The 9062-nt window shown below is 67.7% G+C and carries 8 protein-coding genes and 1 pseudogene; 5 read left to right on the forward strand and 4 right to left on the reverse strand.

All coding sequences use genetic code 11. The features are described 5' to 3' along the window. Positions 1–879: pseudogene (locus ACLPJJ_RS13310) on the reverse strand (bifunctional [glutamine synthetase] adenylyltransferase/[glutamine synthetase]-adenylyl-L-tyrosine phosphorylase); the annotation flags it as partial. 17 nt (positions 880–896) lie between these two features. Here ACLPJJ_RS13310 and ACLPJJ_RS13315 point away from each other — a divergent pair. After that, positions 897–3596, forward strand: coding sequence for a YhdP family protein (locus ACLPJJ_RS13315; protein ID WP_443591478.1), 2700 nt, complete (start codon positions 897–899; stop codon positions 3594–3596). A 12-nt stretch (positions 3597–3608) separates the two neighbouring features. Here ACLPJJ_RS13315 and ACLPJJ_RS13320 read toward each other — a convergent pair whose 3' ends face one another. Then, the gene (locus ACLPJJ_RS13320; RefSeq protein WP_443591479.1) at positions 3609–4151 is read right to left on the reverse strand and encodes a nucleotide exchange factor GrpE; all 543 of its coding nucleotides are present in this window, start codon (positions 4149–4151) and stop codon (positions 3609–3611) included. 133 nt (positions 4152–4284) lie between these two features. On the opposite strand from ACLPJJ_RS13320, the gene ACLPJJ_RS13325 reads away from it, so the two are divergent. Next, positions 4285–4482, forward strand: a complete 198-nt coding sequence (locus ACLPJJ_RS13325; protein ID WP_443591480.1) for a YgaP family membrane protein — start codon at positions 4285–4287, stop codon at positions 4480–4482. On the opposite strand, the gene ACLPJJ_RS13330 is transcribed toward ACLPJJ_RS13325, so the two are convergent. Then, complete coding sequence (locus ACLPJJ_RS13330) at positions 4479–5435, reverse strand: GGDEF domain-containing protein (protein WP_443591481.1); 957 nt, start codon at positions 5433–5435, stop codon at positions 4479–4481. The two genes, ACLPJJ_RS13325 and ACLPJJ_RS13330, sit on opposite strands and share 4 nt — an antisense overlap. 110 nt (positions 5436–5545) lie before the next feature. Between ACLPJJ_RS13330 and dapD the strand changes: the two genes are divergently transcribed. Genes dapD through ACLPJJ_RS13345 form a run of 3 tightly spaced genes read left to right on the forward strand, consistent with a single transcriptional unit; the run spans position 5546 to position 8024 of the window. Next, positions 5546–6370: a 2,3,4,5-tetrahydropyridine-2,6-dicarboxylate N-succinyltransferase gene (gene dapD / locus ACLPJJ_RS13335; protein ID WP_443591482.1), complete on the forward strand. Its 825-nt coding sequence runs from the start codon at positions 5546–5548 to the stop codon at positions 6368–6370. Then, positions 6370–7464, forward strand: coding sequence for a succinyl-diaminopimelate desuccinylase (gene dapE, locus ACLPJJ_RS13340; protein WP_443591485.1), 1095 nt, complete (start codon positions 6370–6372; stop codon positions 7462–7464). The genes dapD and dapE overlap by 1 nt, the downstream gene beginning before the upstream one ends. Continuing rightward, positions 7461–8024: a hypothetical protein gene (locus tag ACLPJJ_RS13345; RefSeq protein WP_443591483.1), complete on the forward strand. Its 564-nt coding sequence runs from the start codon at positions 7461–7463 to the stop codon at positions 8022–8024. Before dapE ends, ACLPJJ_RS13345 begins: the two co-directional genes overlap by 4 nt. A gap of 39 nt (positions 8025–8063) precedes the next feature. Here ACLPJJ_RS13345 and aroC read toward each other — a convergent pair. Beyond that, positions 8064–9062 (reverse strand): chorismate synthase (gene aroC / locus ACLPJJ_RS13350; RefSeq protein ID WP_443591484.1); only part of this gene is annotated, 999 nt, incomplete at its 5' end.

Raw genomic sequence — 9062 nt, forward strand, 5'->3', positions numbered from 1 at the left:
GATGAAGGGGCGGATGGCCCCCAGGAACTGCTCGCCGAGCGCGATATCCCCCGCGATCGGCCGCGCCTTGGAAAACGCCGCCCGCTCCCAGGTGCGCCCTTGCGACTCGTAATAGGCCAGCGCCGTGGGCAGTGCGAGCACCGGCGGCGTGGCGGAAGGGTCCGGGCGCAGCCGCAGATCGACGCGAAACACGTAGCCATTCTCGTCCCGCGCCGCGAGCAGCGTGGTGATGTCCCGCGCGACGCGCGCCATCATGCCCTGCGCGTCTTCGGGATAAACCGGGCAGTCCGGATCATAGAGCAGGACGAGGTCGATGTCGGAGGAATAGTTCAGCTCATGCGCGCCGAGCTTACCCAGGGCGAGTGCGGTGAAGCCGCTGCCGCGCTCCGGGTCCGCGGGGAAGGGCAGTGTGATCTGCCCGGCCTCGTGCAGGTTGAACAGCAAATGCCGAATTGCGGCGCGCAGTGTCATCTGCGCGAGGTCCGAGAGCGCGCTGGTGATCTTCTCCAACGGCCAGAGCCCGCCGATATCGGCGATGGCGATGGCCAGCGCCGCCTGCCGCTTGGCCCGGCGCAGCGCCGCGCTCAGCTCCCGGCGCGAGAGGCCGAGCGGCAATTCGCGCACGCCGTGCAGCAACCCGGCCACATGCGCGTCCGGCCCCGACGCCACGCAGGCAAGCAGCGCCGCCGAGTCGAGGCAGGCGAGTTCGGCCAAATACGGGGCATTGCCGCCCAGCGCGTCGAGCAGCGCCGCACCGTCCATGCTCGCGGCGAAGAGGCGTTCGGCTTCGCCCAGCCCTGAAAAATCGGCGCGCAAACGGGCGGCGGCCTCGGCATCCGCGGGTTTTGGAAACAGCGGCTTGTGGGAACGGCTGGGCATCTGGCAAGCAGAACAGGATGAAGCAGCGCCCAGGTCAAGTTTGGAAAATATTCGGCGAGGCCGTGCATCAGCTCGGGCGCATCGTCATGCAGCTGCTCATCCTGTGCATCCTGGCCATCTGCCTGCTCGCCTTCCGGCTGTCCTTCGGGCCGCTGGAGCTGCCGGATATCGCCTCCCGCCTGGCCACGCTTGCCTCCGGTCAGGGCGTTTACGTGCATATGGACGGGGCGGAGCTTACCTGGGCCGGCTACCGCCAGGGCGGCGGCGTGCCCTTCGCCATCCGGCTGCGCGGCATCTCGGTGCGCAATGCGGAGGGGCTGGAGTTCGCGAATATCCCGGCGGCGGACGTGGTGGTCCCGCCGGCAGATCTCTTTGGCGCGCATGAACCGTTGCGCGTGGATGGCACGGGCGCCCGTTTCACCGGCAACACGGCCCCGGTCTCGGTGCGCGCGGATATCTGGCCCGGCGGGGGCTACACCCTGGCGCGGGGCGATTTCTACGTCACCCTCGGCCCCGGCGTGCTCGGCCAGCCGGGGCTGAGCGATGCGATCACCGGCGGCAGCTTCGTTCTGCACGCCGCCCCAGGGGCGGTGGATGTTAGCGGCGGGCGGCTGGACCTCGCCCCCATCGGCGCCAGCGCGCCGCATATCGGCTTCGGCTTCACGGCCCGGGCGCAGGAGAACTGGACGGGAAGCCTCACCGTGGCCCTCGATGCGGTGCGCGCCGAGGATCTGCCGGCCTATTGGCCGCCCAAGGCGGCTCCAAACACCCGCGCCTGGGTGTCGAAGAACATCACCTCCGGCTTCGCGCGGAACGCCGCCTTCACTTTTGACCTCATCGCCCCGGGCGATCTCTCGTCGCTGAGCCTTGCCAGCCTTAATGGCGGTTTCGCCGGGCAGGACCTCAGGCTCACCTGGCTGAAAAACGTCACGCCGGTCACCGGGCTCGACGGCACGTTCATCATGCCGAACAAGGACACGGCGGTGATCACCGCGCAGGCCGGGCATGTCGGCGGGGTCGCGCTCACCGGCGGCAGCATGACCATCTCTGGCCTGACGCAGCAGGCGCAGAACGGTGATCTTTCAATCGATCTCGCCGCCGGCCTGCCGGATGTATTCGCCGTGCTCAGCCCGCCGCCGCTCAGCCTGCTGCGCGACGCCCCGCCGGGCATGACAGAGGCCACCGGCAGCATTACCGCCACTGTCACCGCGCATATTCCGCTCGTGCTGAATTTGGCGCTGGCCGATACCAGGCTGCATGTGCGGGCGGCACTGCACAAGGTGAACATGGTGTCCCTGTTGCCGCCGCTCTCCTTCAGCGACACCGAGGCGAGCCTCGACGTGACCTTGCAGAGATTGCGCCTGCAGGCGAAGGGGCGCTTCGCCGGCGAGCCCGCGACGCTGACGCTGGCGGAGGAGCTCGGCACCGTGGGCAACCCGGCGGATCTGCTGCTGCAAGGCTCCGCCGGGGCGCAGCTATGGGGGTATCTGGGGCTGGAGCAGGCAACGGCGGCGAGCGGCCCTGCCAGTGGCAAGGCCCCGTTCACCTTCCATCTCTCAGGCCCGCCCGGCGGCACGCAGACCGCCACGGTCAGTTCGGACATCACCGCCGCTGGCATCGCGCTCCCGGCCTTCGGCTGGGAAAAGCAGCCAGGAACCGCGGGGAGCATGGAGGTGAGCGTGACACTGGCACATGGGCGGCTGGCGGCGCTGAATAGCCTCACCGCCCAGGCGCCGGGGCTGGATATCAGGGGCACGGGGCAGGAAGGCGGCAGCTTCACCCTGGCCAATGCCACCATTGGCCGAACCCAGGCCACGGGCAGCATCACCCCGCCGGCCGGCGCAGGCGAGCCCTGGCGCATCAGCCTCTCCGGCCCGGTGCTGGATGTGCGGCGCGAAACAAAAGGCCAAGGCACGCAAAGCAGCAAGCAAACGCAGCCAACCGGCCCCGCCTGGAACGCCACGTTAAATTTCGGCACTCTGTACCTGGCCGCCGCCCCGGCGCCGGGGCTGAAGGCGTTCTCCTTCGCCGGCGCGGGGCAGGGCGGCACTGTGCTTCAGGGGCAGGCCCGGGCCAGCGGGTTCAGCCTCAGCATCACGCCACAGCAGGACTCGCGCCGCGCTCTGGCGGTGCAGTCGGCCGATACCGGCACGCTGCTGCGCGCGCTGGACGTTTACGGCAGTGCCACCGGCGGCACGCTGGCGCTGGATGCGGTGTATGGCGGCGGCCAGCCTGCCACGGGCACGGCCACGCTGCAGAAGCTCCGTCTGGTGAAGGCGTCAGAGGTGACCAAGCTCCTGGAGGCGCTCACGCTGTACGGGGCGGCGGAAGCCGCCTCCGGCCCCGGCATGCTCATCGACCATGCGGTCATCCCGTTCTCGCTGCAAAACGGTGTGCTGCAACTGAACGGCGCGCGGGCTTTTTCATCCTCCCTTGGCTTTACCGCCACGGGCAGCATCCGCCTGGCTGACGACGAGTGCTCGATCGACACCACCGTGGTGCCGCTCTACGCGCTCAACGCGCTGCCGGGGCGGTTGCCGCTGCTGGGGAGGCTCTTTTCGCCGGAAAAAGGCGGCGGGCTGTTCGCGATGCGCGCGCATGTCGGCGGCTCGCTGTCCGCCCCGAAAGTCAGCATGAACCCGCTTTCCGCCCTTACGCCGGGATTTTTGCGCGGGCTGTTCGGCCTGGGCAGCGGTAAACCCGCTGCCCAGCCGTAAGTCTCGCCAGCCTCAGGCGGCGGGCGGCGCCTTGGACACCACCACCATGCCCGGGCGCAAAAGCCGGCCGTTCAGCAGCCAGGTCTGGCTCCAGGCCTGGATCACCGTGCCCGGTGGGTGCTCCGCGCTCTCCTGCTCGGCCATGGCCTGGTGCAGATTGGCGTCGAAGGCGGCGCCGGTCGGGTCCTGGCGGGTGATGCCGTTGCGTTCCAGCAGGGCAACGAAGGAACGCTCGATCCCCTCGAAGCCTTCACGCATCTTGGTCACGATCTCGGCCTCGCCCTCCACGGGCTTGGGCAGGCTGTCGATGCCGCGCTTCAGGTTCTCCGCGGCCTCTGCCACGTCGCGGGCGAATTTCTGCACGGCAAAGGCGCGGGCATCATCTACCTCACGCTTAGTGCGGGCGCGCAGATTGGCCATGTCGGCCTCGGCGCGCAGCCATTTGTCGCGCATCTCCTGAAGCTCCAGCTCCAGCGTGGCGATACGTTGATCCGGCGCTTCCAGCAGAATCTCTTCCTGCGGGAGGGTCTCGTTCTGTTCGGTGTTTTCGCTCATGCCGCCGAATTAGGCGATGTCGGGCCCTGAAACAAGATTCAGGAGCAGATGCCACACTGGCAGCGCCCAGATTTTTCCGCTTTAGTGATAATGTCGCACACGGTAATTCCATACCAAAATAAGGAGACATATCATGGTCAAGAACCTGGGTTCGCTCGACCGGCTTCTGCGCGCGATCGTCGGCCTTGTGCTGCTCAGCCTTGTCTTCATTGGACCCAAGACGCTGTGGGGCCTCATCGGCCTGGTGCCGCTCGGCACCGCCGTTATCAGCTTCTGCCCGGCCTATCGTCTGTTCGGCATCAAAACCTGCAAGACCTGCAAGACAGCCTAATCAGGCTGCCACACGCGCCATGCGCCGGCGGCTTCGGCCCCGGCGCGCTGGCAGGCCATGTCCGCTAAGTGCAGCGCCACCGCGGCGTGTTCCATTACCGTATCCATCTGGTCGCCTCTGCCCGGCCAGCGTGGCGCCACCCCCACGCTGATCACCGCGCTCTGCGGCAGCAGCGGCGGCATGGCGGCGCAGAATTTCACCGCACGCTCCCCGGCGGTGAGGTGGTCCATGCCGTCGCACCATAGCCCGATTGTGGTCTCGTCGATCCGCCCGAGCAGGTCGGTTGGCCGCACCACGTCGCGCAGCTCCTCGGCCAGGCGCAGCGCGATCGCCGGGCGCAACCCGGGCGTGGCGCGGGAGAAGCCGAGATAGAGCAGCGTGCCGGGCTGCTCCTCGACATCCAGCCGGTCGAACCGGCGCCCAAGTTCGTCGGCGAAGGTGCGGCCGGACCATAGCCCCGTTTCGGCATCCAGCATCGCATTGTGGCGCAGGGCCGGATCGTTCGCATGGCCGGCATGGCTGTCCGGCAGGGTGAGTTCCGGCGCCTCAAGGTCGAACAGAATCCCGTAGATGCCAGTCACCTTGGCGCCCGCGATACGCGGGGCCAAAGCGAGGCGGAACACGCTCGTGCCGCCATCGAACAGAGCGAGGCGGACCTTGCCGTGCCAGGCTACGCATTCCAGGCAAATGGTGGCGATGATCGAGCGGAACTGCGTCGCGCTCAGCGCTTCTTCCTCCGCGCTGCCGCCCGCGAGCAGGCTGGCCAGCTCCACGCCCAGCAGATTCGCCGCCGGCTGGCCCAGCACCTTGCCCGGCCCGAAGGCGGCGAAGCGCCCCATCTGGTCGGTCTCGAAGGCCAGATCCGTGAGCATGGCGGCGACAGCAAGCCAGTGCGTGGCGGGAGCAGGCGCGAACATGCCCGGCGTGGAGGCGGAAATCTGCGGCAGGGTCATGCCACTCTTCTAGCCGCTCGGCGTGAACAATCTCTTAACCCGCCTGGCGCGTTGACATCGTCCGCCACTGCGCCTCATGGTCCGCCGCGACATCGCAGGACGGGAAAGACATGACGACCGATCTCAAGACCAGCATCGAGGCCGCCTGGGACAAGCGCGCCGACATCTCCCCCGCCACCACCGGCGAGGCGCGCGACGCGGTGGAAGCCGCACTGGAACTGCTGGATTCCGGCAAGGCCCGCGTGGCCGAGCCCGGCGCGGATGGCTGGGTGGTGAACCAGTGGCTGAAACAGGCCGTGCTGCTCTCCTTCCGCCTCTACCCGAACGCGCTGATGGACGGCCCTGGCGGCGCCCCGGTATTCGACAAGGTGGCGATGAAATTCGCGGGCTGGGGCGATAACCGATTCGCCGCCGCCGGCATCCGCGCCGTGCCGGGCGCCGTGGTCCGCCGCTCCGCCTATATCGCGCCGAACGTGGTGCTGATGCCGAGCTTCGTGAATGTCGGCGCCCGGGTCGGCGAGGGCACGATGATCGACACCTGGTCCACCGTGGGTTCCTGCGCGCAGGTGGGGAAGAACTGCCACATCTCCGGCGGCGTGGGCATTGGCGGCGTGCTGGAGCCGCTGCAGGCAAATCCGGTGATCATCGAGGATGATTGCTTCATCGGTGCCCGCTCCGAGGTTGCGGAAGGCGTGATCGTCGGCCAGGGCGCGGTGATTTCCATGGGTGTGTTCCTCGGCGCATCGACCAAGATCGTCGACCGCGAGACCGGCGAGGTGTTTTACGGCAAGGTGCCGCCTTATTCCGTGGTGGTGCCGGGCACGCTCCCCGGCAAGACGCCCGAGGCCCCGAGCCTCGCCTGCGCTGTTATTGTGAAACGGGTTGACGCGCAGACCCGGAGCAAAACCTCGATCAACGAGCTGCTGCGCGCGTGATCGCCCCGGTCGCTCTCGCCCAGGACCTGCTGCGCTGCAACTCCGTCACCCCGGCGGATGGCGGCGCGCAGGCCGTGCTGATCCGCGCGCTGGAGGGCCTCGGCTTCACCGTCACGCGGCTGCGTTTCGGCGAGATCGAGAATTTCTTCGCCGAACGGGCGGGGCAGGGGCCGCATCTGTGCTTCGCCGGGCATACTGATGTGGTGCCGCCCGGCGAGGGCTGGGCGCATGATCCCTTCGCCGCAGACGAGTCACAGGGGGTCATATATGGGAGAGGCGCGGTGGACATGAAGGGTGGCATCGCCGCCTTCGTTTCCGCCGTCTCCCAGGTGCCAGGGCATGTCTCGCTGCTGATCGCCGGGGATGAGGAGGGCGAAGCCACGGTCGGCACCGTGAAGGTGCTGGAATGGATGGAAGCCAACGGCAAGATCCCGGATTTCTGTGTGGTCGGCGAGCCAACCTGCCGCGCCCGGCTGGGCGATGTGGTGAAGGTCGGAAGGCGCGGCAGCATGAATGCGCGCATTTCCGTGCCGGGGCGGCAGGGGCACGCCGCCTATCCGCATCTGGCCGACAATGCCGTGCATAAGCTCATCCCGGCGTTGAACGAGCTGATCGCTACCCGCCTGGACGAAGGCACCCCGTTCTTCGAGCCGTCCAGCCTGCAGATCACCTCGGTCGATGTCGGCAACCCGGCGACCAATGTGATCCCGGCGCTGGCCACGGCCAAGCTGAACATCCGCTTCAACGATCTGCACAGCGGCGCCTCGCTGACCGCGTATCTGCGCGAGGTGCTCTCCCGCCACGCCCCGGATGCGAAGCTGGAGGTGAGCATCTCCGGCGAGGCGTTCCTGACGCAGCCGGGCAAGGAGATCGAGGCGCTGACCCGCGCGATCGAGCGCGTGACCGGCGTGACGCCCGAGCAGAATACCGGCGGCGGAACCTCCGATGCGCGGTTCATCTCGCGCTACTGCCCGGTGGCGGAGTTCGGGCTGGTGGGCGCGACCATGCACAAGGTGGACGAGGCCGTGCCGGTCGCGGATTTACGCCAGTTGGCGGAGATCTACAAAGCCCTTGTTTCGGCGTTCTGCGCATGATCCTGCGCGGCTTGTGGCGGCTGGCCAAGGGCGATGCCGCCGGCATCAAGGAGTTCGGCGGCGGGCTGGATAATTTCTATGCCTCGCTGGCGCCGCTCATCGCGTTTCCGCTGGTCGGCGCGCTGGTCACGGCGATGCAGGTGGATTGGCGCGTGGCGGTGCTGAGCTTCCTCGCCCGGCTATGCGGCGTGCTGGTGCTGCCGGTGCTGGTGTACGAATTCGCCCGGTTCTATGGCCGCGAGCCGATGTGGCTGCGTGCTGCCACGGCGCTGAACTGGTCGTTCTGGGCGCTGCTGCCGGTGCTGCTGGTGGGGGCGTTTCTCGGCGCCATTCTGGCCCAGATGGGCCTGCCGATGCGCACGGCGGAACTGGCCACGATGGGGGGCATGGCCGCCTATCTGCTCTGGTACCGCTGGTTCATCCTGCGCGCCGGGCTGGCCCTTAACGGCTGGCGGGCGGCGCTGATCGTGCTCGTCAGCGGCACGCTCATCATGCTGTTCACCGTCGTTCCCGTCGCGCTCGGGCTGGGGCCGGACCCGGCCCAGATCTCGCACTTGTAAGAATTTTTGAGGCGCCCTTTTTGCGAAAAGGGCGCGAAATTAAATTTTCCCCACCTGCCCGCGATGGCGGAGCAGATGGTCGGCCAAGACGCAGGCCAGCATGGCCTCACCCACCGGCACGGCCCGGATGCCCACGCAAGGGTCGTGGCGACCTTTTGTCATAACTTCAACCTCTTCGCCGTCAGCGTTCACGCTATGCTTAGGGATGAGGATGGAGCTTGTTGGTTTTACGGCAAAACGCGCGACAATCGGCTGCCCGGTGGCGATGCCGCCAAGAATCCCGCCCGCATGGTTGGAGAGGAATTTGATCTTCCCGTTCTCCATCCGCATCTCGTCGGCGTTTTCCTCGCCGCGTAGCGTGGCGGCGGCGAAGCCATCGCCGATCTCCACGCCCTTTACCGCGTTGATGCTCATCAGCGCCGCGGCAATGTCGGCATCGAGCTTGCCGTAGATCGGTGCGCCCAGGCCGGGCGGCACGCCTTCGGCCACCACTTCCAGCACTGCGCCGATGGAGGACCCAGCCTTGCGGATGGCATCCAGCTCGCTCTCCCACGCCTCGGCGGCCTTCGCGTCCGGGCAGAAGAACGGGTTCGCGTCCACCGCATCCCAGTCCCAGTTGGCGCGGTCGATCCCATGCGGGCCAAGCGCCGTCATCGCGCCGCGAATGACTACGCTTGGCCCGAGCACCTTGCGGGCGATAGCTCCGGCGGCAACGCGCATGGCGGTTTCACGGGCCGAGGAGCGCCCGCCGCCACGCGGGTCGCGGTGGCCGTATTTCATGTCATAGGCCACGTCGGCATGGCCGGGCCGGTAGCGCTCGGCGATATTGGCGTAGTCCTTGGAGCGCTGGTCGGTATTCTCGATGAGCAGCGAGATCGGCGTGCCGGTGGTTTTGCCCTCATACACGCCGGAGAGGATCTTCACCTGGTCCGGCTCCTGCCGCTGCGTGGTGAAGCGCGACTGCCCGGGGCGGCGCTTGTCCAAAAAGGGCTGGATATCAGCCTCGGACAGCTCCATGCCCGGCGGGCAGCCATCGAC

It is taken from the genome of Acidocella sp. (assembly GCF_052326845.1).
In the GTDB taxonomy this organism is placed as follows: domain Bacteria; phylum Pseudomonadota; class Alphaproteobacteria; order Acetobacterales; family Acetobacteraceae; genus Acidocella.

Bases quoted from the DNA above. Each gene is read 5' to 3' on its own strand.
- dapD (WP_443591482.1), top strand. From the start codon at position 5,546: ATGACGACCGATCTCAAGACCAGCATCGAGGCCGCCTGGGACAAGCGC.
- ACLPJJ_RS13330 (WP_443591481.1), bottom strand. From the start codon at position 5,435: ATGACCCTGCCGCAGATTTCCGCCTCCACGCCGGGCATGTTCGCGCCT.
- ACLPJJ_RS13315 (WP_443591478.1), top strand. From the start codon at position 897: ATGAAGCAGCGCCCAGGTCAAGTTTGGAAAATATTCGGCGAGGCCGTG.
- ACLPJJ_RS13325 (WP_443591480.1), top strand. From the start codon at position 4,285: ATGGTCAAGAACCTGGGTTCGCTCGACCGGCTTCTGCGCGCGATCGTC.
- ACLPJJ_RS13320 (WP_443591479.1), bottom strand. From the start codon at position 4,151: ATGAGCGAAAACACCGAACAGAACGAGACCCTCCCGCAGGAAGAGATT.
- ACLPJJ_RS13345 (WP_443591483.1), top strand. From the start codon at position 7,461: ATGATCCTGCGCGGCTTGTGGCGGCTGGCCAAGGGCGATGCCGCCGGC.